Origin of the sequence: Halosimplex amylolyticum (assembly GCF_051414035.1) — an archaeon.
Taxonomy (GTDB): Archaea; Halobacteriota; Halobacteria; order Halobacteriales; family Haloarculaceae; genus Halosimplex; species Halosimplex amylolyticum.
This window is the reverse complement of the sequence record NZ_JBLKNW010000005.1, coordinates 26,303-52,582: the sequence shown is the minus strand read 5'-3', so window position 1 is coordinate 52,582 and position 26,280 is coordinate 26,303. Positions and strand designations below refer to the sequence as shown.

General features: G+C 61.3%; 21 protein-coding genes and 1 pseudogene. 13 read left to right on the top strand and 9 right to left on the bottom strand.

Annotated features, from left to right (window positions below; genetic code table 11):
• Window positions 1–123: 123 nt before the first annotated feature.
• Window positions 124–246, bottom strand: a pseudogene (locus tag ACMGFE_RS18575) (NAD-dependent epimerase/dehydratase family protein); the annotation flags it as partial.
• 393 nt (window positions 247–639) lie between these two features.
• Here ACMGFE_RS18575 and ACMGFE_RS18570 point away from each other — a divergent pair.
• Window positions 640–1,479, top strand: a complete 840-nt coding sequence (locus ACMGFE_RS18570) for a winged helix-turn-helix transcriptional regulator (RefSeq protein WP_436926743.1) — start codon at window positions 640–642, stop codon at window positions 1,477–1,479.
• Between the two features lie 1,155 nt (window positions 1,480–2,634).
• Here ACMGFE_RS18570 and aglM read toward each other — a convergent pair.
• Window positions 2,635–3,933 carry a UDP-glucose 6-dehydrogenase AglM gene (gene aglM / locus ACMGFE_RS18565; RefSeq protein WP_436926742.1) on the bottom strand — a complete coding sequence of 433 codons (1,299 nt, stop codon included), beginning with the start codon at window positions 3,931–3,933 and terminating at the stop codon, window positions 2,635–2,637.
• 77 nt (window positions 3,934–4,010) lie between these two features.
• Window positions 4,011–5,297, bottom strand: coding sequence for an AI-2E family transporter (locus tag ACMGFE_RS18560; protein ID WP_436926741.1), 1,287 nt, complete (start codon window positions 5,295–5,297; stop codon window positions 4,011–4,013).
• Between the two features lie 187 nt (window positions 5,298–5,484).
• On the opposite strand from ACMGFE_RS18560, the gene aglF reads away from it, so the two are divergent.
• Window positions 5,485–6,249, top strand: a complete 765-nt coding sequence (gene aglF, locus ACMGFE_RS18555; protein ID WP_436926740.1) for a UTP--glucose-1-phosphate uridylyltransferase AglF — start codon at window positions 5,485–5,487, stop codon at window positions 6,247–6,249.
• A gap of 26 nt (window positions 6,250–6,275) precedes the next feature.
• Here aglF and hepT read toward each other — a convergent pair whose 3' ends face one another.
• Both hepT and mntA read right to left on the bottom strand, forming a co-directional pair.
• Window positions 6,276–6,734: a type VII toxin-antitoxin system HepT family RNase toxin gene (gene hepT / locus ACMGFE_RS18550; RefSeq protein WP_436926739.1), complete on the bottom strand. Its 459-nt coding sequence runs from the start codon at window positions 6,732–6,734 to the stop codon at window positions 6,276–6,278.
• The gene (gene mntA, locus ACMGFE_RS18545; protein ID WP_436926738.1) at window positions 6,731–7,171 is read right to left on the bottom strand and encodes a type VII toxin-antitoxin system MntA family adenylyltransferase antitoxin; all 441 of its coding nucleotides are present in this window, start codon (window positions 7,169–7,171) and stop codon (window positions 6,731–6,733) included. The genes hepT and mntA overlap by 4 nt, the downstream gene beginning before the upstream one ends.
• Window positions 7,172–7,339: 168 nt before the next feature.
• Between mntA and ACMGFE_RS18540 the strand changes: the two genes are divergently transcribed.
• The 3 genes from ACMGFE_RS18540 (at window position 7,340) to wecB (ending at window position 10,567) form a co-directional block, all read left to right on the top strand.
• Complete coding sequence (locus tag ACMGFE_RS18540) at window positions 7,340–8,323, top strand: NAD-dependent epimerase/dehydratase family protein (protein ID WP_436926737.1); 984 nt, start codon at window positions 7,340–7,342, stop codon at window positions 8,321–8,323.
• Window positions 8,324–8,507: 184 nt separating this feature from the next.
• On the top strand, window positions 8,508–9,143 hold the full coding sequence (locus tag ACMGFE_RS18535) for a metal-dependent hydrolase (RefSeq protein WP_436926735.1): 636 nt from the start codon (window positions 8,508–8,510) through the stop codon (window positions 9,141–9,143).
• Window positions 9,144–9,481: 338 nt separating this feature from the next.
• Window positions 9,482–10,567: a non-hydrolyzing UDP-N-acetylglucosamine 2-epimerase gene (gene wecB / locus ACMGFE_RS18530; RefSeq protein WP_436926733.1), complete on the top strand. Its 1,086-nt coding sequence runs from the start codon at window positions 9,482–9,484 to the stop codon at window positions 10,565–10,567.
• 26 nt (window positions 10,568–10,593) lie between these two features.
• Here the strand turns inward: wecB and ACMGFE_RS18525 are convergent, their stop codons facing one another.
• Window positions 10,594–11,547: a polysaccharide deacetylase family protein gene (locus ACMGFE_RS18525; RefSeq protein WP_436926974.1), complete on the bottom strand. Its 954-nt coding sequence runs from the start codon at window positions 11,545–11,547 to the stop codon at window positions 10,594–10,596.
• A 17-nt stretch (window positions 11,548–11,564) separates the two neighbouring features.
• Window positions 11,565–12,560, bottom strand: a complete 996-nt coding sequence (locus ACMGFE_RS18520) for a glycosyltransferase family 2 protein (protein ID WP_436926732.1) — start codon at window positions 12,558–12,560, stop codon at window positions 11,565–11,567.
• Between the two features lie 910 nt (window positions 12,561–13,470).
• On the opposite strand from ACMGFE_RS18520, the gene ACMGFE_RS18515 reads away from it, so the two are divergent.
• The 5 genes from ACMGFE_RS18515 to ACMGFE_RS18495 all read left to right on the top strand — a co-directional run bounded on the left by ACMGFE_RS18515 (window position 13,471) and on the right by ACMGFE_RS18495 (window position 19,185).
• Complete coding sequence (locus ACMGFE_RS18515) at window positions 13,471–14,859, top strand: prenyltransferase/squalene oxidase repeat-containing protein (RefSeq protein ID WP_436926730.1); 1,389 nt, start codon at window positions 13,471–13,473, stop codon at window positions 14,857–14,859.
• A 172-nt stretch (window positions 14,860–15,031) separates the two neighbouring features.
• Window positions 15,032–16,252, top strand: coding sequence for a carboxylate--amine ligase (locus ACMGFE_RS18510; RefSeq protein ID WP_436926729.1), 1,221 nt, complete (start codon window positions 15,032–15,034; stop codon window positions 16,250–16,252).
• Between the two features lie 10 nt (window positions 16,253–16,262).
• Complete coding sequence (locus tag ACMGFE_RS18505; RefSeq protein ID WP_436926728.1) at window positions 16,263–17,327, top strand: Gfo/Idh/MocA family protein; 1,065 nt, start codon at window positions 16,263–16,265, stop codon at window positions 17,325–17,327.
• Window positions 17,324–18,202 carry a DUF362 domain-containing protein gene (locus ACMGFE_RS18500; RefSeq protein WP_436926727.1) on the top strand — a complete coding sequence of 293 codons (879 nt, stop codon included), beginning with the start codon at window positions 17,324–17,326 and terminating at the stop codon, window positions 18,200–18,202. Before ACMGFE_RS18505 ends, ACMGFE_RS18500 begins: the two co-directional genes overlap by 4 nt.
• Window positions 18,199–19,185 carry an SDR family NAD(P)-dependent oxidoreductase gene (locus tag ACMGFE_RS18495; protein ID WP_436926726.1) on the top strand — a complete coding sequence of 329 codons (987 nt, stop codon included), beginning with the start codon at window positions 18,199–18,201 and terminating at the stop codon, window positions 19,183–19,185. Before ACMGFE_RS18500 ends, ACMGFE_RS18495 begins: the two co-directional genes overlap by 4 nt.
• On the opposite strand, the gene ACMGFE_RS18490 is transcribed toward ACMGFE_RS18495, so the two are convergent.
• Together ACMGFE_RS18490 and ACMGFE_RS18485 are read right to left on the bottom strand one after the other, a co-directional pair.
• Entirely contained in the window at window positions 19,165–20,250 is a 1,086-nt protein-coding gene (locus ACMGFE_RS18490) for a hypothetical protein (RefSeq protein ID WP_436926725.1), read from the bottom strand. The two genes, ACMGFE_RS18495 and ACMGFE_RS18490, sit on opposite strands and share 21 nt — an antisense overlap.
• Before the next feature lie 78 nt (window positions 20,251–20,328).
• A complete protein-coding gene (locus tag ACMGFE_RS18485) occupies window positions 20,329–21,363 on the bottom strand; it encodes a glycosyltransferase family 4 protein (protein ID WP_436926973.1) in 1,035 nt (344 codons plus the stop codon).
• Between the two features lie 1,119 nt (window positions 21,364–22,482).
• Here ACMGFE_RS18485 and ACMGFE_RS18480 point away from each other — a divergent pair.
• The 3 genes from ACMGFE_RS18480 (at window position 22,483) to ACMGFE_RS18470 (ending at window position 25,889) form a co-directional block, all read left to right on the top strand.
• Window positions 22,483–23,421: a glycosyltransferase family 4 protein gene (locus ACMGFE_RS18480; RefSeq protein WP_436926724.1), complete on the top strand. Its 939-nt coding sequence runs from the start codon at window positions 22,483–22,485 to the stop codon at window positions 23,419–23,421.
• Window positions 23,422–23,864: 443 nt separating this feature from the next.
• Entirely contained in the window at window positions 23,865–24,800 is a 936-nt protein-coding gene (locus tag ACMGFE_RS18475) for a glycosyltransferase family 61 protein (RefSeq protein WP_436926723.1), read from the top strand.
• A 192-nt stretch (window positions 24,801–24,992) separates the two neighbouring features.
• Complete coding sequence (locus ACMGFE_RS18470; protein WP_436926722.1) at window positions 24,993–25,889, top strand: glycosyltransferase family 2 protein; 897 nt, start codon at window positions 24,993–24,995, stop codon at window positions 25,887–25,889.
• Window positions 25,890–26,280: the final 391 nt, after the last annotated feature.

The following is a 26,280-nucleotide window of genomic DNA, read 5'->3' as shown; positions in this document are numbered from 1 at the left end:
TCGGAAGACGGCGGTGGGAACGAGTTACTCGCCTGACCCCCTCAGGTCGACCAGGTCACAACGGGGCGGCTGAGAGTCATACGAGATATCGAGAGGACCCGGTACTGAGCACGAGCGACCGAGCTACACGTACTGGCTGCAGACGCGGCGAACACCCTGTTCGAAGGAAATCTCGGGTTCACAGCCAGTCGCTTCGCACATCTTCGTAGCGTCGGCCATCGTGTCAAGGAGGTACATGTCCCCGGGAGGGGATTGTCCTCCTCGAAGCTTGACCCCAAGACAGTTCATCGACACTGCAGATGTGAAACCGAACCGAGAACTGAGACCCCGAAAGTGTCCGAACGAGTGTTTCGAAACTGTGAATTTTCAGCGACACACAACACAGACATTGCCGTTCCAAGCCTCGCATATCTCGACGCTCTACAGTCCTCACGCGCCGAGAGAAAAAAGCCATCTAGCTAGCAGCCGACGTGATTCTGTCGTGAAGTCACGTTTTTTCAACTACTCCGGTCGCATCTAAACAAGCGGAATACTTATTCAATTGATTTCACATTAATAAAATGCGGGTGGATACAGATGGGTAAGTCTACACCGACCAGCTCTGATAATGTTATCAACTCTGGATCAAGACCGCGGGCGATGGTTCACAAAAAGATACTGGAGGTTGCCAAATCAAATCCCGATGCTTCCCTCACGACAATCGCGGAGAACGTGGACGGGGCATCGGAAACGTTCGTCAAACGTGTGATTGACGAGTACGGTGACCCGGGAAAGAACCGATCGCAGACGAAACGAGCGGACGGGTCCGGCAAACAAAATGGCCACGCAGAGTCCGACGATGACGACGTCGACATCGAAAGCCGGGCCGAGTCAGCGAACCCAGACCAGAACGCTATCGACGTTCCAGACGATACGGAGGGTACACAGAACGGATCGGAGAACGGAACAGCTGCTTCTGAGGAGGAAGAACTCAACCGAACTAGTCCCGAGACTACGACCGGCCCGGTCGTGACAATGGAGGAGGGCTCGCCGTCGGATGGCTCGGAAGGTACAATCGCAGGTCCCGCGGAACTCACAGACAAACAGCGGGAGACACTACGAGCCGTCTACCGTGAGCCGACAGCGACCCAGAAGGAGATCGCAGAGCATCTCGACGTGACGCGAGCGACGGTCTCAAAGCGACTCAACGACATCCCGGGTTTCGACTGGTCGACCCGCAGAGAGTTCGTAGACCGGCTATTCGAGGGGGAGCCGGGTGACGGCAACGTTGTCCAGAGTTCGGACAGAACGTCGGACACACCGATCCAGTCTATCGAGTCGCGGCTCGCTGCGCTCGAACAGCAGGTCAGCGACCGGCAGGCGTCGAACGACGCGACCGAGTGGGATCTTGATCTCGCTCACAAGATGATCCACGCCTGCTTCGATGCCGAGTATCTCTCGAAGGAGGAAGAACTCGAAGTCCTGCGTCAGATCCTCTGATCCGTCGGTCCCAGAAGTGGGCACCGCCAGAACGTAGCGGGTTCCGCCGTCCCCGTCTCCAACTTTTACCGAACCGTTTCTCTACCGATTATCGGCGCGTGGCAAATTCTTCGTACGACAACCGACCACAAGTATGACACCCAGACATAAGTTAAGGCTAGAAAATACTATAGGCGGATCGAACACTTGAATTACACGCGTAAGACTGTTATTTACACCTTCAATCTAATCAACATTTGCCGGAGTGATTCTGGCGATCCCGCCAATAGGAGAGGCGAAGAGGAGCGGTTCTGGTCAGGTGCGGAACGAACCGAGACATGCCCGGTTCACGGGCGATCATGGATTCAATCTCACACGAACGAAAATGGTCGCCTCAAACAGGTGCCCTCTCGATTCGAACGAAAACGTACAGCAGTCTCCGTTCAACTGAAATACTCAGCAACTTTGGCGCTCGGAATAGTGTCACTCAAAAGATTTTTGTGGCCAGCCTATCGTTCTGTAGTTGCCACCGATCCATAGATGTGGCCAGTGGCTCCATCTATCGGTCTGCCCACCGGTGGTGTGTCCCACGACGGCTACGATAGGCAATCACACACCCCAACCCCACCTGATCGTGGCCGCTCGTGGGATGGTTCTATTTACTCACCGGCTCTATAGTCAAACAAATTTTAGTCACACGTCCTAGTCTATTTTCTTATATTATAAATTATATGGTTGTTTCACCTTCTGTTAACCTGGTTTCGTCAACCGTTCCGGTGTAGGAAACGGGTGACTCAGATAGAAACAGGGTTTTATTGATGAGAAATTGGTCAGCCAGCACCGCCCATACACAGAGGTATAGCCTGTGAGATCTTACATAGTGAGAAAAATATAGTCTGGAAGATGGTTCAAGACGATCTCTATGCTAATAGACAATATTACATTTTTTCTCCACAGTGAAGCATTACCCCGAATAAACCAAAGTATGATGTTATCGGCGATTCGTAAATGAAAATATATTACTTGTGGTTCCGCATTCACCTCGCAGCGATAGTGGCACGACAATCCTGTGCAGGATAGTTTGCCTCGATGGATCGCCCGGTTCGCAAACTGTCATCTAGTAGTCTATTGCGTCGAAATAGGACGACTGTAGGCGACAACTCCGAAGACCAGAGACTACCAGGTCAGTCCCTCATAGGTGATCCCATCACGACGCTCGATGATATGGCGGCCATCGACCACGAGCGGGTTCGCCATCTCGTCGAACTCCGCGTCGAGCGCCGCGAACTCGTCCCAGTCGGTGACGGCGACGGCCGCGTGGGCGCCGTCGAGTGCCTCCGCCGCCGACGCCGCGTATTCGATCTCGACGTCCTCGTAATATTCGTCGAAGCTCTCCGCCGCGACTGGGTCGTAGGCGACCACGTCGGCGCCGCGCGCCTGCAGGCCCTCGATGACCGGCACGGCGCGCGTCCCCCGCACGTCGTCGGTGCCGGGCTTGAACGACAGGCCCAGCACGGCGACGCGCTTGCCGGCCACGTCGGCGTGGTCGTCCAACAGTGAGAGGAGGCGCTCGGGCTGACCGTCGTTCACCTCGACGGCGGCCTCCAGGACGGGCGGTTCGTAGCCGACCTCTCTGGACGATTGTATAATTGCTCTTATGTCTTTTGGAAAACATGATCCGCCCCACCCCAAACCGGAGCGCAGGAACTGCCCGCCGATGCGGTCGTCCAGCGCGATGGCGTCGGCGACCTCGTAGGCGTCGACGTCGAACTCCTTGCAGATATTTCCGATGTCGTTGATGAGGGAGACCTTCGCGGCGAGGAAGCCGTTGTTGGCGTACTTGATCATCTCGGCCTCGCGGATCCCGGTCTCGACGACGGCGGCGTCGCTCGATTCGACCAGGGGTTCGAACAGGTCGCCGAGCGTCTCGTAGGCGTCGGCCTCGCGGGCGCCGAAGACGATCTTCTGGGGGTCGAGGAAGTCCTCGACGGCGGTCCCCATGCGGAGGAACTCCGGGTTCATCGCGACGCGGAAGCCCTCCCCGGCGGACTTCCCCGAGGTCTCCTCGATGGCGGGCGCGACGACCCCCTCGGTCGAGCCGGGGACGACGGTGCTCTTGACGACGACGAGGTGATCACCCGCTTTGTCGGCGAGGGCCTCGCCGAGTGACGCGGCGCCGGCCTCCATGTAGGTGAGGTCGATCCCGCCGTCGTCCTCGGAGGGAGTCGGGAGCGCGAGGAACGTCACGTCAGTCTCGCGGACGGCGTCGTAGTCAGTGGTCGCCCGGAGTCGGTCGCCGGCGTGTTCGCCGATCAGTTCGGCCAGGCCGGGTTCGTGGATCGGTGAGTCGCCGTCGTTGATGGTCGCGACGACGTCCTCGTCGACGTCGACGTTCGTCACGTCGTGTCCCAGGTCGGCGAGACAGGCGGCGACGGTCGTCCCGACGTAGCCGCTGCCCACGATACTGACGTGCATTGACGGAGGGGTTCGCCACCGCCGGCCTTCAGGATTCGGATCGGTCACGTCGGCACGGCGACGGTCGCCGCCGAGCGTCACTCGTCTTCGGGGGACCGATCGGTCCCACCCGAACCCGACCCGTTCGCGCCCGGTTGGTCGCCCGGCCCGGTCCCGCTCTCGCCCGATTGAGCGCCCGGCCCGGTCCCGCTCTCGCCCGGTTGGTCCGTCGGGACGGGTCCCTCGTCCTGCGGGTCGGCGCCGACCGATCCGCCCATCGTGGCGGTGGTCGTCAGCCGCTCGCCGTGGATGAGCTCCGGGAGGACGATCCGGACGGCCTCCAGGACCGCGACGAACAGGATGGGCAGCAGGAAGAAGCCGTACCAGCCGAACATGACCGGGCCGAGGAGGTACGCGAACATGAGCATCATCCCGTCGAGTTCTCGCCCGGAGATGTACGGCTGCAGGAACGTCTGAGGTAGGAAATCGAGAACGAGGAAGTAGACGACCGCGACCCCGCCGACGAGCGCGATCGCGGTGCCGTCGGCCCGGAAGGCCGCGATCGCCAGGTACCCGAGCACCGGGACGTAGATGACCTTTCCGACGACGAGCGGGATGAGACTCGCCACGCCCGTCAGAAAGCCGAGAACGGGGACCATCGGGACGTGGAGCGTCGGGCCAAGGATCAGGTTCGTCGCCCAGTAGGCTCCCGTCGCGACGACGGACATGACGACGACGAACAGGAAGTTGCCGAAGAAGACCGATTCGAGGTCGGCGTCAACGGCGGTCGCGTAGGCGTACGCCGTCGTGTCCCGGCCGCCGAACAGTCGCAGGAGCGCGTCGGCGAACGGCTCGTCGTTTCTCAGCAGGAAGTACGACAGCGTAACCGCCAGCGCCAGGAACAGGAGCGTGCTCACCACCATCGACGCGATCGTCGCGCCGGTCGTGAGGACGGTGCGTGCCGTCTCCCGTGGGTTCGAGACGAACGCGTCCGGGTCCTGTATCACGCGCTGTAGGGCCGCTCGTTCGTCGGCGGGGACCTCACCGAGTCCGAAGTACTGCGCGGCGAACGCGAGCGGGTCGACCGCGTCGCCGACAAATCCCTGGACCGCGAGGGCGAGCTGGAGGCCCGCGTACAGCGAGAAGGCGACGATCGGGACGAGGACGACCAGTACGGTCACCGCCGCCGCGAGGGCGTCGGAGTCGACCAGTTCGCCGACCCGGTCGCAGATGGGGCGCGTCGCGTAGTAGCCGAAGATCCCCACGACCAGGAGGCCGACGAACTCGTACGCGACGTACGCTGCCGCCGCGGCGAGCGCGGCGACGAACAGCCACCAGCCGACTCGCGAGCGGTCCGTCGGCCAAAGACGCCCGGAATCGTCCATCGTGACTCGACGAACGGGTTCGAGCCCGAAACGATTGGTGCCGGCAGCGTCCGGTGCGTGCAGCGCCCGGTGCGTGCAGCGCCCGGTGCGTGCAGCGCCCGGTGAGTGCAGCGTCCGGTGGTAGCTCGTCCGAGGGGCTGTCCGGGGTTCGACAAGAGTTATGCATGGGGGAACACGAGTCGGATGTATGCAAGCCGTCGTACTCGCCGCCGGTGAGGGGACGCGATTGCGTCCGCTGACCGAGGACAAACCGAAAGGGATGGTCGAAGTCGCCGGCAAACCCATTCTCACGCACTGTTTCGAGCAACTCGTCGAGCTCGGTGCCGACGAACTGCTCGTGGTCGTCGGCTACAAGAAACAGGCGATCATCAACCACTTCGAGGACGAGTTCGAGGGCGTGCCGATCACCTACGCCCACCAGCGCGAACAGAAGGGGCTGGCCCACGCCCTGCTCACGGTGGAAGAGCACATCGACGACGACTTCATGCTGATGCTCGGCGACAACATCTTCCAGGCCAACCTCGAAGACGTCGTCAACCGACAGGCCGAGTCGCGGGCCGACGCCGCCTTCCTGGTCGAGGAAGTCCCCTGGGAGGAGGCGAGTCGCTACGGCGTCTGTAACACCAACAAGTACGGCGAGATCACCGAGGTCGTCGAGAAGCCCGAGGACCCGCCCTCGAACCTGGTGATGACCGGCTTCTACACGTTCACGCCCGAGATCCTCCACGCCTGCCACCTCGTCCAGCCGTCGAATCGCGGCGAGTACGAGATCAGCGACGCCATCGACCTGCTCATCCACTCCGGCCGCACCATCGACGCCATCCGCATGGACGGCTGGCGCACCGACGTCGGCTACCCCGAGGACCGAGATTCTGCCGAGGAGCGACTGCAGGAAGCGGGCGTCGTCGACACCGAGGACGAGGCGGACCAGGCCGACGCGACGGCGGAGTAGTCGTTCTCCTCACCGGTTGTTTTCCGTCAGTCTTCGAGGGCGCCGATCGAATCGAGATGCTCGCGAACTGCGAGCAGGAACGACCGATACCGCTCTAGATCGTCGAGCGCGTCGTAGACGACGTCGTCGTCTATCGCATCACCGTAGGTGTGAGCGAGTACGTTCCGGAACCGTGCCGTTGCGGCCATCTCGTCGGCTAGTTCCTCGGAAAGGATACCGAGATCACCCAGCGAGCGCATCGTCGCAGGATTACTCTCGGGAGGATCGCCGCGTTCGTGAACGACGAGGACGGTGCCGATATCGAGTGCCGCCTCAGTCGTCTTGACGAAGCGTCGCTCGACGATATCACGCGTGTCAGGATCGGTTTTGTATGTCTCGCGGTCGGTCTGCCGCCTCTTTTCGGCGAGAACGCCGATCGAGTCCTCGATCGTCTCGACGGCGTCGACAATCCGTTGCAGCCGATCCCGCGGAAGATCGCCGCTCATGCGAGGTGTTCGTCGATCCGCCGAAGCGCGTCGTCGAATCGTTCAACTGCCGGCCGTTCGCTGATATCACCACCGCCCAGGGACGCGCGGAGTGTCTCGACGTGCTCCGCTGTCCCAACGAGGAGGACACCGTCGTCGAAGACCGAGCGCGCGAACGACGGTGACAGAGAGTGGACGTCGACGAGGTCGACGTCATCCGTCGCGAGAACCTCACTCACCGACGCGCTGAGACCGAAAAACGTCTCGTTGTATCCCGGATCGCCCGGTTCGAGACCGGCGAACGCGATCGCGATGTCGAAATCGCTCCGGGCGTGCGTTTCACCGGTCGCTCTAGATCCGAACAGAATTGCGACTCGAACTGGCGCGTCGTCAAGCGTCGAACGGAGTCGCTCGACGGGGATATCGGGCTCGATATTTACCTCCTCGATACGCTCCATACATTGTGCTGATGCTGCCACCGTATTTAATCTCCGGGCGAGGCAGCCCCTGCGAGAGTCCTGCAATCGATCATACTATGAAACCCTCGGTAGGGGCACCACCGGAGAGCCGTCTCGGGACGCGCCGTGACGATGCCTTTTTCTCCCGTCGGGTGAGCGATACGATCAATGGACATCCTGGTCACCGGTGGTGCCGGGTTCATCGGCAGTCACCTCGCGGAGGCGTTCGCCCGCGACGGCCACGACGTGGTCGCACTGGACAACTTCGACCCCTACTACGACCGGCGGATCAAAGAGCACAACGTCGAGGCCGGCCGCGCGGCGGCGAGCGAGAGCGACGGCAGCTACGAACTCGTCGAGGGGGACGTGCGCGACGCCGACGTCGTCGACGACCTCGTCGCCGACGCCGACTACGTCTACCACCAGGCCGCACAGGCGGGCGTCCGGGCCGACATCAGTCCCCGAAAGTACGACGATGTCAACGTCGACGGCACGCTGAACGCCCTCGACGCCGCCCGCGAACACGGCGTCGAGCGGTTCGTGCTCGCGAGTTCCTCGTCGGTGTACGGCAAGCCGCGGTATCTCCCCTACGACGAGGACCATCTGACGACGCCAGTCAGCCCGTACGGTGCTTCGAAACTCGCCGCCGAGCGCTACGCGATGGTCTACGGCGAGCGCTACGGCATCCCCACCGTCGCCTTGCGCTACTTCACGGTGTACGGCCCGCGCATGCGGCCGAACATGGCAATCTCGAACTTCGTCTCTCGTTGCATCAACGGTGAGCCGCCGGTCATCTACGGCGACGGTCAGCAGACACGCGATTTCACCTTTGTCGAGGACGTCCTCGCGGCGAACCGGACGCTGCTGGAGACCGATGCCGCGGACGGCGAGGTGATGAACGTCGGCAGTACGGACAACATCGCCATCGAGACGCTCGCCGAGGAGATCCGCGACCAGCTGGCGCCCGACCTCGAACTACAGTACACGGAGGGCTACGACGTCGACGCCGAGCACACCCACGCCGGCATCGAGAAGGCCGCGGAGCTGATCGGCTACGAGCCGACCCACACCATCCGCGAAGGCGTCGGCGCGTTCATCGAGTGGTACCGGGAGAACCGCGAGTGGTACGAGCCGCTCGTCCGCGGCGCCTGATCTCGATTGATTTCGAGTGCATAACGTCAAGTTACGCGCTCTACCGAAAGCCGTTCTACTCTACAGACTCGATAACAGCAGGTTACGGTACTCATCTAACGCATAACAAATGTGGCTGGGGTGTGATAGGCGAGATATGAGACGCGAATCGACGCTAGGTGTTAGGTTCACAGGGGTGTGAATCGTGTGGCCCTGGGAGCACCTCGCTGTCGGGTATATTCTTCTCTCTCTGTACAGTCACGGGCGAACGGGAACGCCCCCGGCAGAACTGCCCGTTCTCACACTGACAGTCGCGACACAACTGCCCGATCTGATCGACAAGCCGCTCGCGTGGCAGTTCGATGTTATGGACGGGACCGCTGTCGCACATTCGATTGTAGTCTCGCTGTTACTAGTTTTCGTCGTGGGCATCGTCACCGGTCGCATCGATCACCCGACGGTCAGTTCGGCCTTCGCGATCGGCTATTTCTCCCACCTGCTCGGCGACCTCGTGTATCCGATGATCCGAGGACAGGGGCACTTCGCCTGGGGAGTTATCCTCTGGCCTGGACCCAACCGGGTCGTGACGGACCCGACTCCACCGGCGTCCGGGGCGGGGGCATCTACGACGCAAGCGGGGACTGGATTTCTCTCTAAACTCACCGGTCAGTTCGGAGAGTTCGTCTCGTTTCTCGGCACCCCGGTCGGGAGAGTGTATCTCCTCTTCGAGGTGATACTCGTCACCAGCGCGGCAGCGCTCTGGTTCCTCGATGGCCGGCCGGGGATGGGTATCGTTGCCGATTACATACGCCTCATCAGATCCGGATCGGGCCTGGAATAGTTCCGTTAGCGGGCTTCGTAGTCCGGATCGCCGCCGATCATCTTGGTTCGTACGGCGCCCGCTCTGGGAGATCCGAATCCCTCTTGGAGCGACCCTGACACGATATTTAGCAGCTATTGACCGGGTAAGTCGCCGTTTCTGTAAGGTTTCGCGATACGGCACATATAACAATGGAAGCGAGCGTCCCAGAGACGGCTGATGCGAGCCGAATCAATTTCAGGTCGGGTAGTATCGCAGGCGGGGTGCGTCGGAACGACGAGCGGGACGAGTAATCGATCACGAGTCAAGTTCGGACGAAAAACCGGAAGATCGGCGATAAGAAGGCAATTGAAAGCCCAATGAAGGTCCTTTCGCTCGTCGGCGCGCGGCCGCAGTTCGTGAAAGCGATGCCGCTCTCGCGAGTGCTCCGCGATCGGCACAACGAACTGGTCGTCCACACGGGACAGCATTATGACGAGGAACTCTCGGACGTCTTCTTCGAGGAGCTCGATCTTTCGCGCCCGACAGAAGAACTCGGTGTCGGATCGGGAACACACGCAGAGCAGACTGCGGCTGTTGTGAGCCGCCTTGCACCCGTTATCGAGCGCGAAGACCCCGATGCGCTCGTGCTGTACGGGGACACGAACTCAACGCTGGGGGGCGCGATCGTCGGATCAAAATGTGATCTCGTGGTCGGCCACGTCGAAGCCGGACTGCGAAGCGGTGTGCGCTCAATGCCCGAAGAGGTCAATCGCATCCTCACAGATCACGCCTCCGACCTGCTCTTTCCCCCGACCGAGCAGGCTGTCGAGAACCTCGAACACGAGGGGTTAGGCGACATCACCGAGTGGACAGGCGACGTTATGTACGACGCGATGCAGTGGGCGCGCGAAGTCGCAGAGCGAGATATCGATATCCGCGCAGAGTACGGACTCGAACCAGGCGAGTACGTCCTCACGACAGTTCATCGGCCACGCAACACCGACAACTACGACCGGCTCTCGGCGATCGTCGACGCGCTTACTGCGGTTGACAGCCAAATCGTCTTTCCAGTCCACCCTCGTACCGAACAAACACTCAAGAGCTTCCGTCTGTGGGACGACGTCACGTCGTCGCTGACTGTTATTGATCCAGTCGGATACCTGGAGTTCGTCTCCCTTCTCTCGGGAGCGAGAGCCGTCGTCACCGACTCCGGGGGAGTGCAGAAGGAAGCGTTCTTCCTCGGTCGCCCCTCTGTGACACTCAGAGAGGAGACCGAGTGGACGGAAACCGTCTCAACCGGTTGGAACGTGCTCGTTGGGGCCGACAGGGACGCCATTATGGACGCGCTGACGGACGTCTCGCCGCCAACAGAGCGGCCGACTCCGTACGGCGACGGACACGCTGCCGAGCGTATCGTCGCGCGACTCGAATCGGCAGTCACTGGAAAGTGGCCGCAGCCGTGAACCAAATGGCGGAGTTCTGGGAACCGTCAAGAGGGAGTCAGCGGTCTCTGGGACGAGTTCTCGTCCGTTGAAATATCTACCGTGTCGCAGAGTCGCTCGTAGAGTTCAACTGGGGGGCCAACCCAGGCGTCCATTTCGAGGGCTCGTTCGACGAGTCTGCGGTAGAGCCCGCAATACCCGGGGAACTCGCGCTCGTTGAAGTACCGGGGATGCCAGAGGATGGTCATCACTGCCCTATTATCCGCGGCCTCTTGTAGAAGCGATTCGCAAATGTGCCACGCCCGCTCCGGATTCGTCGAGACCGCGGGGAGCGCTTGTTCCATGAGCGTCAGGGGGAAGACGACAAAGTCGTCGTCGAAGGGTCGGAGCGGTGCGTACCCATAGCGGAACCCGTAGGACTCGCTCGTTCCAAGACTCGAATCATATCGGAGGCCGATATCGCGCTGATATCGCCATGTTCGAGTCCCGTCAAGCCTGAGGTAGTGTTGTCGTGCGCCAACAACCTCGTGGCCGAGGGTATCCTCAACGCGGTTCTTCTCGACATGGAGACGGTCGGGGTCGGAATGTGCGGGTATCGACCCGTGCAGACCGACCTCCCATCCGCCGTCGTCGAGAGCCCCGATTACGGCGGCCACGTCCGAGTCAGTCACGTCGTACCGGCCCATAAACTGGACCCACTGTTCGGGGTTGAACCATTCGGCGAGCGGCCTCTCACGCAAGAGGTGAGGTTCGACGAGAAAGTACCACGCCGAGCGGACGCCAAGATCCGATTCGATTGCCATCACTGATTCGAACTGCCAGTACGGGTTCTCTTCCGAAAGAACGGTCCGCAGATGGTAGGTCGGGCGCTCAAAGAGAGCGTAATACAGCGATCGGAAGCCCTTGTACGGCCGGTCGACATCATGAGAGAGACAGAGCGCGAACTCGTGGTCTTCGAACGCTGCCGAATACCCTTGAACGGGCTCTGCGGCCGCTGCTATCCGATCGGGCGGATGATTCACGGCGAATCACCGTCTGTGACGAGATGCAGGTTGTCAAGGCGATCGATCGCAATCGCGAGGAGGAGGATAACAGTAGTCATCCCAAAGATGAGCACAGCTAACCGCATTCGAGTCGATCGACTGACGGACTGTGAGAGTTCATGTGCGAGGAATCCGAGACCAAACATCCCGAAACTGGCTCCGAAGCCGTACAGAACCGCGACTGGGTGTAGCTGGCCGATGACGTACTTGGTCGTTAACCGCCAGACGAGCAATTTTACCAGTAACAGCGAAAGAGTGGGGACGAACGTGCGATACTCGATCTTACTTTCCTCTCTTCCGTAGATTGCGGGCATCGAGACATCGACTATCTGCGCGTCGTGAACGTTCAATCGAACGAGTATGTCGTTCAAGAATCCGTATCCGTCGTAGAGGGCCCCGAGATCGAGCTGTTCGAGTATCGTAGCCGAAATGGCGGTATACCCGTTCTGTGAATCCGTTGTTCCCCAGTATCCGCTGGCGATCCGTGTCAGCGTCGACAGTAACTGATTCCCGAACAGTCTCCATGGAGACATCTCTGCGCGATGTTCTGGCACCTTGAGTCGATTTCCTTTCGCGTAGTCAGCCCCGTTGTTGACTATCGGTTCGAGCAAATCGTCGAGCCGGTCGGGGTCCATCTGCCCGTCACCGTCCATCACTGCGATCACGTCTAGACCGTCTGTCAAGGCGGCCCTGTACCCGGTCTTGATGGCTCCGCCGCGCCCCTGGTTAGTCTCGTGTCTGATCGCCGTTATTATCGGACGGGAGCGGCCACCATCGGAGTATCTGGTGGGTGTTTCAGACTGCACTGCTGACTCTCGTCGCTGGATAACTTGCCACGTATCGTCTGTCGAACAGTCGTCTACGACGTACGCGACGTCGACGAACCGTGGCAGCGTATCGATGACTTTCCCGACGAACGGCGCCTCGTTGTACACCGGAATCACGACGCCGACTGTTGCGTCTCGATACATCTCAGTCACCTTCAATTCGGACCGCGATATTCAGAGCCGCAACCCAGCTCAGGTTCTTCGGCTTCTCTCTATAAATTGCAGAGGTGACAGCGTTGCCGCTGAACCCCAGCAACGAGGAGGCAGACCGCACTATTCGAGGCGTCAATTCGAGATAGCCGATGCTCTCCCGAACTTTACCGAGGTCCCTTGTGTGATGCGATTTCCTCCCCATGATCGAAAGACGTGTGGCTTCTCTGTGATTGTAATATATCACCTATCTGTGGGTGATTTTCCGTACACCCCAATAAATCCTTCCACAGTGCCCGAAACGGAGAGGTTACTTTGTCAAATTTTAGTATAATATAACATTATTGTTGGTTATTTGAGAGGTGCTCAATCCAATCCGGATCGCCTCACAGGTAGTCAGAAATGCATCCCGTGTCCGATGTAAGACAGAGATACTGATCACGTCGAGGATAATAGTAGGTCGTTTCCGCGAATACACCGTCGAGACGGAGGAAAGTTGAAATATCTTCGAAATAGCCTTCGGGAATATGTAATCACAACATATTAACTAACCAATTGATTTCGGTCGGAGTGCTCTGAATACTTGTGTGATCGAGTTAGTGACGAAATTCAACGATACAGTGGGAAATTCTAGCTAGATCGGGGATTGGAGGAATTGAGATGAACGTAAGCGAGGCGGCCCGCGGCAGAAGCAGAGCAACCGGAAAGTTCGTCTCGCCGGTCCGCGGAGCAGTCGGTCGGGAAAGACACACAATCACTGAGATGATTTCTGGGATCCCTGGCCGGCGAGAGTCGACATCTCGCCCGTTGTTGGCGGAGAGGACGCCCATTCTATCGCCGTTCCCTCCCGATTTCTCGGTATCGGTAAAATAACAAAAGGAGTGGCGAGGCAGTCTGAGTCATAATGGCACAGAACTTCCAGCGCGCCGGGACGAGTGTGCAAACGGATATTCCTCCGTATCAGCTAGCCGGACTCCGAAAGACGCTCGCTGAGTCGCTGGCCTACGCGCGCAACCGGGACTACCGCGGATGGGATTACGTTGATGGCATGAGCAGTGCGCTGCTCCAGGCGCTTCCGATTGATAGCAAGTATCTCAACCTCGCCGTACAGGAGACCATAAAGCGAGCGCCAGTCAATCTCCGCCCCTATTTCCTCGTTGAGCAGCGGCGAAACTTCAAAGGAATTGCCCTCTTCTCGATGGCGAACTTTTCTGCAGACCGGCTCCTCGACGGTCGCTCAACAGCGTTCGATGGCCCAGACGACGTCGCTACCGACGGGGGCGGCGCGGCGAGTTACGAGACCGAGTCTACCAAACCGAGCTCCCAGTTGAGTGGTGGCGAAACGGTCAGTGGCGAGGCACAGGCTGACGCTGGTCGTGAGACTGCTGTGGACTTCCGCGAGGAGGGAATTGCGCTTTGCACCTGGTTACTCAAGAATCGAAGTACCGGCTATAGCGGCTTCTGCGGCGGACACAACCACGTCATTCAGGGTCTGCACCATCAGGGGCCAGTTAACGACCCCGATCTCGTCTCGACGAGTTACGCGGTCAAGGCACTGCTTCGGGCGGCCGAATTCCACGAGCCCTTCGCCGAAACGGCGCGGACGGCCGCGGATTGGGCAATCAACGACATGAACTACCGCGAAGTCGACGGCGGCGCGAAGATCACATACTATCCGAAACATCCCGACGACGCCTACACGCTCAATGCGGGCGCAATCGCCGCGCGAATGTTCGCCGACCTCTACGAATACTTCGGGGACGACGGGTTCAGGAGGTATGCGGAGGCCCTCCTCGCGTTCATCGCGGACCAGCAAACCCCGGAGGGCGGCTGGTACTATCGCACTCCCGCCGACGCTTCGCACCTCTCCATGGACAATCACCACAACGGGTTCATCATCGAGTCCTTCCAGCGCTACCGAGAAGTGACCGGAACCACCCAATTCCACGATACGCTGGGCCGTGCGCTGAAGTTCTACCGGTCAACGCTGTTCGACTCCGACGGCGCCCCGAACTGGGACGAGGACTCTACGTACCCCCGGGACATCCACGCAGCCGCGCAGGGAATTCTCGTATTCACGTACGTCGGGAACTTCGAATTCGCACGCCGAATCATCGACTGGGCCCGCGAGAATCTCTCTGACGGTGAAGGTCGCTTCTTCTTCCGAAAGCAACGCTATTACACGAAGCGTATTACGCTCATGCGCTGGTGTCAGGCGTGGATGGCTTACGCTATCTCGGAGTTCCTTACCGTGGCGGGCGATAAGGTGGACTTGTCCGCTGCGCAGCCGTGACGCTTCCCAGATCCCCCTTCCGATGTCAAACTCTGGGGCGCCACCGAGACGACGGTTTCCGAGCCGACGAAAGAGCCGCCTCCGTGCTGAACGGGCATCTTCAGGTCATGGCGGAGTTACTGACTACTAAGCGAGTAGTTACAAAGGCGGGATGGACCGTTGTCATCGGCCAATGAATGGAGACGAAGTTCTCGTGCTCGACACCCAGGGACAGAACGCCCTGTCCGTCGTCCGCTCGCTCGGAAAGAAGGGACTCTCGGTGACCGCCGGCGGCAATACGCGCTTTCTGCCCGGGATGCTCTCGAAGTACGCCGATGACGCCTACGTCTATCCCGACCCCGCCGCCGACGAAGGCGCGTTCGTCGACGACCTCGAACGACATCTACTGGCGAACGACTACGCCGCGGTGTTCTGCGTTACGGACATGGCGACCGCGATCCTCTCGAAACACAAGGAACGCCTGGAGGCGACTGGAACCCGCGTCGGCGTCGAGGACTGGGACACGTACATCCTCCCGAACGACAAGGGCCGGCTGTTTGCGCTCGCCGACGGACTCGACGTGCCGACGCCGGAGACGCACGCGCCCGAGTCGATCGACGACGTGGAGGAATTCGAGGCCGACCGCGACCACACCGTCGTGATCAAACCGCGTCGGACGACGGTCCTTGACGAGGACGGCGAGGGCCACACGAACCGCATCTCAGGGTCGAATTACGTCTCGCCCAACGAGGACCTCGTCGGGCGCTACCGAGAGCTCGTCGATGGCAACCCCGCGCTACGCGAGCAGTTGCCGCTCGTCCAGGAATACATCGACGGCGAAGAGGCCGTCTGCACGGTGGGACTGGCCGACGGCGGCGGACTGACCGCGGTCTTCCAGCACGAGAAGTACCGTGTCTTCCCGCCCTCGGGCGGCGTCGGGTCGGTTCGCAAAGGGATCTGCGAACCGAAGATGGCCGACTACGCCGACCAGGTCGTCGACGCGCTCGACTGGGTTGGCCCCGTCCACGTCGAGTTCATGCGCACCCCCGACGACGAATTCTACCTCCTCGAAGTCAACGGTCGCTACTGGGGCTCGACGGCGCTGACGGTCAACAGCGGCGTCGACATCCCGTGGCTACACTACCAGCAGCTCGTCGGCGACGACCCGACGGTCGAGCGCCCCGACGGCTACCGGACGGACGTCAAACAGCGTAAGCTGTTCTACCAGGACTTCCTCTGGCTGAAAGAGAACTTCGACCAGGGGAACTACCGTGCGCTCGCCCCGTTCCTCGCGTCATTCGCGACGACGCGTGAGGAGACACTCGACCCGGAGGATCCGATGGCGGCACTGGGGATCATCCCGCGAACGGTAGACATGCTACTCGGCCTACGCGACGGGGAAACGGTGTACTGAGTGATCACTGATGGCGGCAGATAACAGCCCACTCCGGGCGTGTATCCTCGGCGTCGGTAACATCGGGACCGTCCACCTGCAGTCGGCCAAAACCGTCGATGGGGTCACGGTTACGTCAGCCGCCGACGTGCGACAGAGCAATCGGGAGCGGGCGCGTGAATTCGGCGTCGAGCGGACCTACAGAGACTACGAGGAACTGCTCCAGAACGAGCCAGTCGACGTCGCGATCGTCGCACTTCCGCCGTTTCTCCACAGGGAGGCGGCCGTCACAGCGATCGAATCCGGGTGTCACGTCTTCGTTGAGAAACCGTTCGCTCGGTCGGTGGACGAGGCGGACGAGATACTGCAAGCGACAGCGGACGAAGGCACGAGTATCGGGGTTGACCACACCGTCAGATTCCTCCCGAACGTGAGAGAACTGGCGGACCGCTATCGGTCCGGTGTGATAGGGCACGTCCCGAAGGTATCGGCATCGCTGATTAACAACGGTCCGTTCGATCAGCCGCCGGTCGAAGCTCCACTACCGGATTGGCAACTCGATCCAGAGGCGACTGGTGGCGGCGTACTGCTCGATCTCGGGCTCCACCTGTTTGATGTGCTCGAGTGGCTCTTTGGTGACCTCACAGTTGTGCACGCGACGATGGGTCGGCAGCTCAATCTCCCGTTCGAGGACGCCGCAACGGTACTCCTCACGACCGGTGATGGGGAGACGACCCTTCACCTCCACTGCGGGGGATATCAGTGGGTCGACGAGACGGACATGAACTTCCGCCTGCGGTTCGAGGGCGTCGCCGGCGCGCTGGACACCGATCGGTTCACTCCGAATAACCAGTACGTCCACGCTGCCCGCTCGGCCACTGAAAACGTCGTCCGTCGTGCCCTCGGCCGCGACCCCGTCTACTTTGGACCGACCTATTATCTACGCGCCCATCGTCAGTCGCTGGCCGCGTTCATCGATGCGCTTCGTCGCGGAGACCGACCGCCTGTCGACGGCGAGCAGGGACGGCGAACGCTGGAGCTCGCGGAAGCGGCGTACGACGCCGCCGACTCCGATTCGCGGGGGGAGCGTCCATGAAAACAGTCGAAGGCCGTGTCCTCGACGACCTCGAATCCGCGACCATCGAATCGGAACTCGAGAACCTTCTCGATGCGATCACCACGCGGACGACGTTCGAACGGGACTTCCTCGTCGTCCCGGACGTCGGGTATCCGTTCCACCCTAGCACGGGCATGGTCACGGATCCGGCTGTCGTGCAAGCGCTCGTCGTCGCGCTGCGATCGGAGTTCCCCGACGCCGACTTGGGTATCGCTTACGTCGGGACAAACGAGGCAGCGGGGAGGAAGACAGCGGAGTTGCTCGACTATGACAGCCACCTCGAGGGAAGGGACGTCGAGATAATCGATCTCGATGGCGCCGCCACGGTCGAACGAGTAGTCCGTTTCGATGGAGGCGAACACACAGTGAGCATCCCCGAACCACTCGCAAAGCGCCACGTCATCGTGGTTCCAACGCTCCGATACGACGATTCGGGCCGCCTTGCAGGAGGAATGAAGACAGTCGCAAGGTCGGCCGCGGTGTCGAACGTGCCGCGCACAGTCACGGCCGCCTCACTGGCGATCGACCCGATCACCATCCTTGATGGGACGTATACGTTCACAGGACGTCCCCACCGATCGGAATTACTGCTTGCCGGGACCGATGTTGTTGCAGTCGACACCGTCGCAAGCGGCCTGGCCGGACGCGGTCCGGATAACAGTCCATCACTCGTGATGGCCGGTGCCGACCCCGGAGCGATCACCGTTCGCGGGGTCTCGGTCGATTCGCTCCGCGAATCGTTCCCGAACGAGGGTCCCCCGAGGCAGTCGTCGCCGGGAAGCCTCACCGCTGCTGGGTACCGCCTGTACACGCGAGTGAGCGGCGACGCGTATCCGCCACAGTTCGACCGATGAGCGGGACAGTCCTCGTCACCGGTTCGTCCGGAACGATCGGCTCCGCTCTCTGTCGAGAACTCCTCGACGAGGGGTGGAGCGTCCGCGCGCTCCGCCGCGAAACCTCGTCGATCTCCCACCTCGAGGATCTGTCCATGACGTGGCACGTCGGTGACGTGACCCGAGCGGCTGACTGCCAAGAAGCGGTGACCGGAGTCGACCACGTCGTGCACCTGGCCGGCGCGGGCCTCACGGACGCGAGCCCCAAGACTGTCCGCGAAGTGAACGTCACCGGTACCGAAAACGTGCTGCGCAGCAGCCGCCGGGCGGGCGTCGAGCGGTTCGTGTTCGCGAGCACCGCCGGGACCAGACGGTGCGATGGGATCGCCGACGAAACGGACACGGCCCCTCCGGTCGGAGCGTATCAGGAGTCGAAGGCGGACGCCGAGGCGCTGGTCGACGCGTACGTGGAGGAAGGATTCGACGCAGTCACCGTCCACCCGACGTCCGTGTTCGCACCCGGAGACGAAGCGTTCACGGGGCGACTCTGTAAAATGGCGCTGGACCCGAAGTTCTTCGCGGCGCTTCCTGGAGGAGCGAGTTTCGTAAGCGCGACGGACGTTGCAACCGGTATTCGGCTCGCGTTGGAGCGGGGCGACAGCGGCGAGCACTACATCCTCGGAGGCGAAAATCTCACGTACCGAGAGGCGCTGTCCGTGATCGCGGAATCGGCCGACGGCAACGTGCCTCCGATAGAAATTCCCCGGCCGATAGTCATCGCATTGGGACACGCCGCCGAGCGACTCGAATCAACGGTGGAGATCCGAGCGTTTCCGTACGATCCGGACATGGCTCGGCTGGCGACTGAACGGATGTTTTACTCGTCGGGAAAGGCCCAGGAGGCCCTCGGCTACGAGTATCGACCGCTCACCGACCACGTCGGTGCGGCGCTGGACTGGTTCCAACACGCGCGAGAGGCGCCCTCACCCGGGGAGCGGAACTGATTCGGTCCGTTTCGATTCGAGCGCCCGCCGCGGGTCGGGCGCGGTCGCGACGTCGACGATGATCGACGTCAAGTTGACCAGGTCGGAGACGTACGCCGCGTGCCGGCGGTTCCAGGCGTCGCGCCGCCGTTCGTCCGTCAGTAACTCCGTCGCCAGGTCGGAGACGGCTTCGAAGTCCCTCGTGTTGTGGATCAAGCCCGCGGCTTCGAGCGCGGTGAAGTTGCCCATATCCCCGTCGCCGACGAAGGAGTTGGACCGGATAGCTGGTGTCCCGAGTAACGCGGCCTCGGTGACCATCGTCTGGGTGTCCGCGACGAGCAGCGACGCCTCCGCGAGCGCGTCGTGCATGTGGGCTGGATGCAGGTCGAACGGTCGGGCGCCGTCGGGGAGATTGAGCGAATCTTCTGCTTCCGCGGAGACCAGAACCGTCGCTTCGTCTCCGAGCCGTGAGAGGAGCGTCCGCCGTTGATCGGCGGTGAACCCCGATTGACCGACGTCGTGGTAGGCGCCCCATCCGTTGAACCGGGCGATCACGTAGGGTTCTCCGGCCGGAATTCCGAGTTCCGATCTGACGTCGATAGACGGTTCGTAGACGTCAGGATGGAGGTACGCGCTCTCTTTGAATCCCAGGACGCGAAAGTGCTTGGGCCCCAGATCACGTCGGAACGTATGCGGTGTTACGAATGCCTCGACGATCGGACGGGCCATCATGTAGTCCAGGGTGTGGGGTTCGGAGTCCTGAATCGCGACGACTGGTGTGTTCGTAACGGCGCCGACAGGCGCCGCGTAGCCACCCATCCCGAAGATCCGGTCGGGATCGAAGTCCCGGACGTGTCTGAGAATCCGGACGAAGTGTCCCGGCAACTGGCCGGCGAGGGCCCACGGGGTCTCTCCCCGACGACCGTACACCTTGTGACGTATCCCGTAGTATTCCAAGAGGTCCACCGTACAGCTGTCGTCCCGAGCGAGGACGAGAACGTCGTGGCCGTCGCTGTCGAGAGTCCGGACCGCGTGCTTGTACAGGTGCACGTGCGCCGGCGTGTTCGTGAAAATTACGTACCGCATCAGGTCACACTCTCTCGTCTCGTCGTATTGTTACGAGCGCTCTATCCGGTGTACGGGACCGTTACCCGAACAGCGGGCTCACACGACGGAGCGATAGACTGTCACCAGTTCGTCGATTACCTCGTCCCAGGAGTATTCGGTTTCGATAGCCCGTCTGTTGCGTGTCGCCATTTTTTCACACAGATCGGGAGACGTCACGAGGTCTTCCAGAGCCGCTTCGAGGGCATCGGCGTCGCCGGGAGGGACGAGGATCCCGCGTTCTTCATCGATCACTTCCGGGATGGACCCGACAGCCGTCGTGACGACCGCATTGCCACCGGCCATCCCTTCTAGCAAGGCGATCGGAAGCCCCTCGGCGTAGGTCGGGAGGACGAAGACCGAACTGGAGCCGAGGAGCGACCGCTTTTGCTCCTCGGAGACGAATCCGAGGTACGAAACCGAATCATGTCGCTCGCTGAGGGCCTCGACCTCGCCCGCGAGTGGGCCGGCACCGGCGATCGATACTTCGAACGGGGTCTCGCACGTTTCAGCCAGCGAGTCGACCGCTGCGACGAGCTCGCGGACCCCCTTGCGTTCGATGAGGTTCGAGACGAAGACGATTCGCGGCGGCTCGATGCCGAATTCAGCGGGATACGACGCCGGCTCGACTGCATTGGGGACGACGCGGATCTTCGACTCGTCGATCCGAGTCGCGACTACGTCGAGCCAGTACTCCGAGAGGACGATGATCTGGTCGCTCGCGTCGAAGACCAGATGCTGCAACGCGGCAACTGGCGGCGAGGCTTCCAGGACGAATTCGTCGAACGACGACCCGTGAATATGCAGGACGACGGGAACTCCCCAGACGTACCGGGAGAACAACGTGTAGAACGACGCTCGATAGAACGAGTACTGGTACGAGGAGTGGACGTGGACGACGTCGGGTCGGGTCCGGAGCGAAAATCGGCACATCGCTGCGAGGCCCAGGAGGATGGAACGGAGAACCCAGACAGGTCCGTTCCCGCTCGGCGGTGACCCTGTGTCGTGCGTCTCGACGGAGCAACCTAATCGTTCGACTTGCCCCGTGATGTACTGACTGATCCCGCCGTTCCCGGACGGTCCGACGACGAGCACGCGGAGATCAGAGAGTGACGGTTCCGGAGCCACCCCCTCGAGATGGCTTCCCTCGTCGGCGCCAGACTCCGAATCGCTCCGCGAATTCGACATCGGATCAGCCTGTTCAGTGGGTCGACTGGAAACGTCAGCCGTCTTATTAGTCGAGTCGATCACTCCCCCATCACCCGGTGTTGACGCCGTCTTGAACGATTCCGAACGAGTTCTCGAACGTCCATCGATTACCCTCTTAGACCTGAGAGACTTCGTTATTTTCGAGCTACCGGTAGCGGATTCACCGATGCGACATCGGTCGACGTCCGGGGGTATCCAAGCGAAGCGACACGGCGAGGTGGTTCGCGGGCGTTGCGCTCATCGCGACGGCCCTACAGCTCTTCGCTCTCGTCCGATACTACTCAAACCACTCGTTCAAAGCGGGGCTGTCCGAGGGCCCACCGACCTTCCAGTTCACCGGCTGGTACCTGTGAAAGGGCGGTCAACTGTCCGTCGACGTGTGGGAGCCGAAACCGCCGCTGGCATCAGGAAGCAAGAGTCGATCGCTCGCAGAATTCGCGGGGCGCGAGCGCATCGTTCGACGGCTGTCGAGCGAGAACACGACGTTAGAAAACGGAACCAAGTGGCAACTCGGAATAAGGTGATCGGGTATGTACTTCCCGTCGTAACTATGGGAACGTCGACACGACGCCGAGACCGGCTGGGATTCTGTCGGAGACGAACCCCGCAGCCGAGCGCTCCAGACGCGGGCCGCGATCGAGCCAGGAATTTCGAGGGGCCTCTGCGGCGCGACACCGGGCTCCTCGGGAACCGCGCTCCCGACCGAAAGGGCGGCGAAGGACCAAGCTCGATAGCGATGACCGGCGAGACGGGGGCCGGACTCCGCCGGAACGGGGCCGGCTCCGTCGCCCGGGTTGGCTTGGCAAGAACGTGGGATGGCGCGAGTAACGATACCAAAGCCTTCCGATGAAGTTCTGTGCCGTGTTGGGGACGCACCCGGCGGCTGAACCGGGTGGTGCCGAACTCCAGTCCCAGCTCATCTGCGCGGAGCTTCGTCGCCGAGGGAACGACGCATCCTACATCGCGTATCGGTCGGACGAGAACGAGGTCGTCGAGCGAGACGGCGTGACCGTTCTCCACCTGGACGCGGCGGACGGCGGGAAACGAGCGGCGCTATCGGCGATCGCCGACCTCGATCCGGACGTCCTCTATTTTCGGATCCTGAAGGATCTGCCGCTCGCCACGGTTGCGAAACTGGTGACCGACGCGCACGTCGCGTTCAACGTCTCCCACGACGCGCACTGCCTGCCGCGGTTCGCCGGCTGGCCGGGGCGGAACGACGAGACGGCCGTCCACGGCGCGTATCGCAGACTGAAGCTGGCGTTCCTCCGGAGCCTCCTCTCTGTCCCTGACACAGTCTTCACGCAGACGCTGTCGCAGCGGCGCCTCCTGAGAGAGAATCGGGATATCGACTCGGTGCTGACTGGGAACGGCCACCCCGTCCCGGACGGCGAGCCGGAGAAACATGACCCGCCGGTCGTCCTCTGGCTGGCAAGCATCAAGGAGTGGAAGCAACCGCTCGCGTTCGCCGACGTCGCTGAGGCATGCACCGATCTCCCCTGCGAGTTCTGGATCGTCGGCCAGCCGGCCGAGACCTCGCTCACCGAGGAGATCGTAGCCCGTACCGAGAAGGTTTCTAACCTCGAATACCTCGGCGGATGTTCCGTGGAAGAAAGCAACGATTATCTCGAACAGGCCTCTGTGTTCGTCAACACGAGCAAGCAAGAGGGATTCCCGAACACCTTCATCCAGGCATGGCTCCGCAAGACCCCCGTCGTCAGTCTCAACGTGGACCCCGCTAACCACCAAGGGGAGGGGGAGACCGGATTCTATGGCGTCGAAACCCGGTCGGCCCTCGCGGATCGGGTCCGCGAACTGATCGAGCGTCCCGAACATCGCAACCAGCTTGCCGAGCGAGCGTATTCCTATGCGCGCGACCGCCACGATATCGCCAACGTGGTCGACGAGATCGAACGAGCACTACCGGACAAGCGTTACCAGTAACCCTCGATCGCATCTCCGGCGGATCCCTCGGGCTGGCCCTGCGTCGAGAGTGACCCACCGACCCGTCGTCGAGCGGCTCTCCCGACGACAGGCGATAGGCGGGCAATAACGAAATTTTCGCGGGGCGAGTCCTGCGACAGATGCCCCAGTTACGTGCGGTCGCCGAAACCATCGCCCGTCGCTCTCTGGAGCGGGGTCCGAGAGACTTACTCGAGAAGGGGCCTCGGTTCGCGAGACAGCGTCTGCCGGTCAGTCTCTGGCCACCGCTATTGAAAGATCAACGCAACGCCGCGAACGAGGTAGTGAGTCTTCCCGAGAAACCGTCGCTGGACGTTTCGTATGACGGCCGATTCCGGGAGTCGGCACCGCGGCAATTGAGGAACTTCGAGGGAACCATTTCGAGTCCCGAAAACGCCGTCTACATCTACCGGGACGTCGACGTCGTGGGCCGATACCCCGTCGCGCGCATCGACGAGAAGTACTTGCTCCCATCCTGGTTCGGGGTCGACACGGCTTTCTTCCTCCACCAAGAGAAGTTCCTCAAGCGGGACGTCCCGCTCGGGCACGTCCTCCGGAGTGCGGTCGGAGACGCCGAGCCGGCGAGGCGGATCGACCACGGCTTCCTCCTCCTCGACGAGCGCGGGTCCTATCGGTACGGGTGGTTCCACGAGACCCTCCCGAAACTCCGCTGGTACGAGGAGTACTGCCAGGAGACGGGCGACTCGCCCGTCCTGATCGTCAACTCTCCGCTGCGAGATTTCCAGCGGCGGTCGCTGCGGTGGATGGGGTACGAACCTGACGACTGGATCGAACACGACAGTGATGTGAGCCGGGTCGGCGAACTGGCCGTTGCACCGCATCCAATCCGTCTGGAGGGGAACCCCAGTTCGGGATTCGCGTCGGAACTCCGGTGGGTGGGCGAGCGCATCGTCTCGAATCTCCCGGACGGAGACAGGACATTCTCGAACCGCGTCTACGTCTCGCGTGCGGACGCTGACAGGCGCCGGGTCCGAAACGAGCGAGCGGTGCTCGATGTGCTCGAACCGCGAGGGTTCGAGAGCTACGAACCAGGGAGGCTATCCCTCGCAGAACAGGCTCGGCTGTTCGCCAGCGCCGACGTCGTCGTCGGACTCCATGGCCTCGCTTACGTGAATTTGATGTTCTGTGACGGCAACACCCGCCTCCTCGAACTATTCGCGGAAGACGGCACTGACGAGAGCTACTTCGTTCTCGCGAACGAGTTCGACATGACCTACGAGTGCATGGTCTGTGAGTCGATCCACGACGGTCAGAACAAGCGAGCAATCAACAGAGACGTAATCGTCGATACGGCACGGCTAGAAGCGATCGTCGACTCACTGATAGAAGAACAAGTATAGTTCCACGCTCATTGTGGGCCACCAGTCTACATAACGAACCCAGATCCGAACCTGTGGCCGGCGTCGGAGCGACGCGTGCCGTCAGGTCGGCTTCGACAGGAGTTACACAACTCCGTCGGAACACGGTATCGGCGCTTATCGATCGATAGATACAGAGTAACAAAAGTCCCTGACTACCAGGATTTACCAGGAATGAGCAGTATCGCCCTGGGTGCGGTCGTTTTCAAGCGGACTGATATGGTCGAGCAGTTACTCTCGTCCGTGTCGTCGCCGGTCGAAACGGTCTACATCGCGGATAACGGCGAGATCTCGCCAGAGCGGCGTCGGATCTACGACCGTTCCTATCCCTTCGAGCTGAAAGTACTGGATCTGGAGTACGACTCCGGACTGGGGCACGGCCGCAACGAGATAGTCGAGCAGTTGTCGGAGGACTACGTCGTCATCGTGGACAGCGACATGACGATGCCGCATGGGATAGAGTACCTCGCCGACCAGCTCGACGAGCGCCCTCGACTCGGGGGCGTGAGCGGACTCCTCTTCGAACACGGGAACCTCATCGGCGCGTCCTGCGACCTGTACGAGGAGGGTGAGATCCTCATCAAGGACATTCGCGGAACGAAAGACTCGGAGTTCGTCGACGGGAAACCCTTTGTGGAGTTCGACTTCGTCCCGAACGCAGCGATGTTTCGCAGAGAGTGCCTCGAGGAGTACTCATGGGACCCCGCGTACAAATTCGGTGCGGAGCATCTGGATTTCTTCGTGGCCCACAAGAAACGGACTGACTGGACGTTCGGGACGTGTCCGGCTGTGGTGTTCCCACACTTCCCGGGGGGCGACGCGGCCTATTTGTCTGCGCGGATGGGAATCGACGAGGACCGGCCCGGAAAGAGCCTCCAGTACTTCCTCGACAAGTGGGGGTATCGCCACGTCCTGAAGATACAGCCCCGGTGGGCGGATTCGTTCAGTAACCCCGCGCTTCGAGACTGGCGATTTCTGGTAGGGTACGGTGCGAGAATGGCCCTGCGGCGCCTTCCGACGCGGACCACGGAATTCGTGCTGGACATCCGGGACCGGATTGATCGGGGCTGAGAACCATCCTTTGCTCTGCCGAGCGGGCAAAGTACGGCGAGCGTTACGGAATACTGGAGTAATAACAATAGGCCACGGTCCCCAAAGGGGGAGGACACGGATGACGGTAGTAGCCCGTTCGGATTGGCGATGGTACGGCCCGTCGCTAGCAGCCCTCGCCCGCATCGGGTGCCGTGAAAGCGACGCCCGAGGTGCCGCGAGCACGTCCCATTTCGACCGTCGCGAGCCGTAGCTGATCGGCGGAGTCAGACCACGATGAACAGGCGATCCTTCCTAACGAACGCGGCGCTGGTTGGTGCACTCGCAGCGAGCGGGTGTCAGCAGCTCTCTAGCCAGCCGTCTCGGACGACGAAGTCGAACGAACCCACCCAGACGGAGACAGCAACTGCGA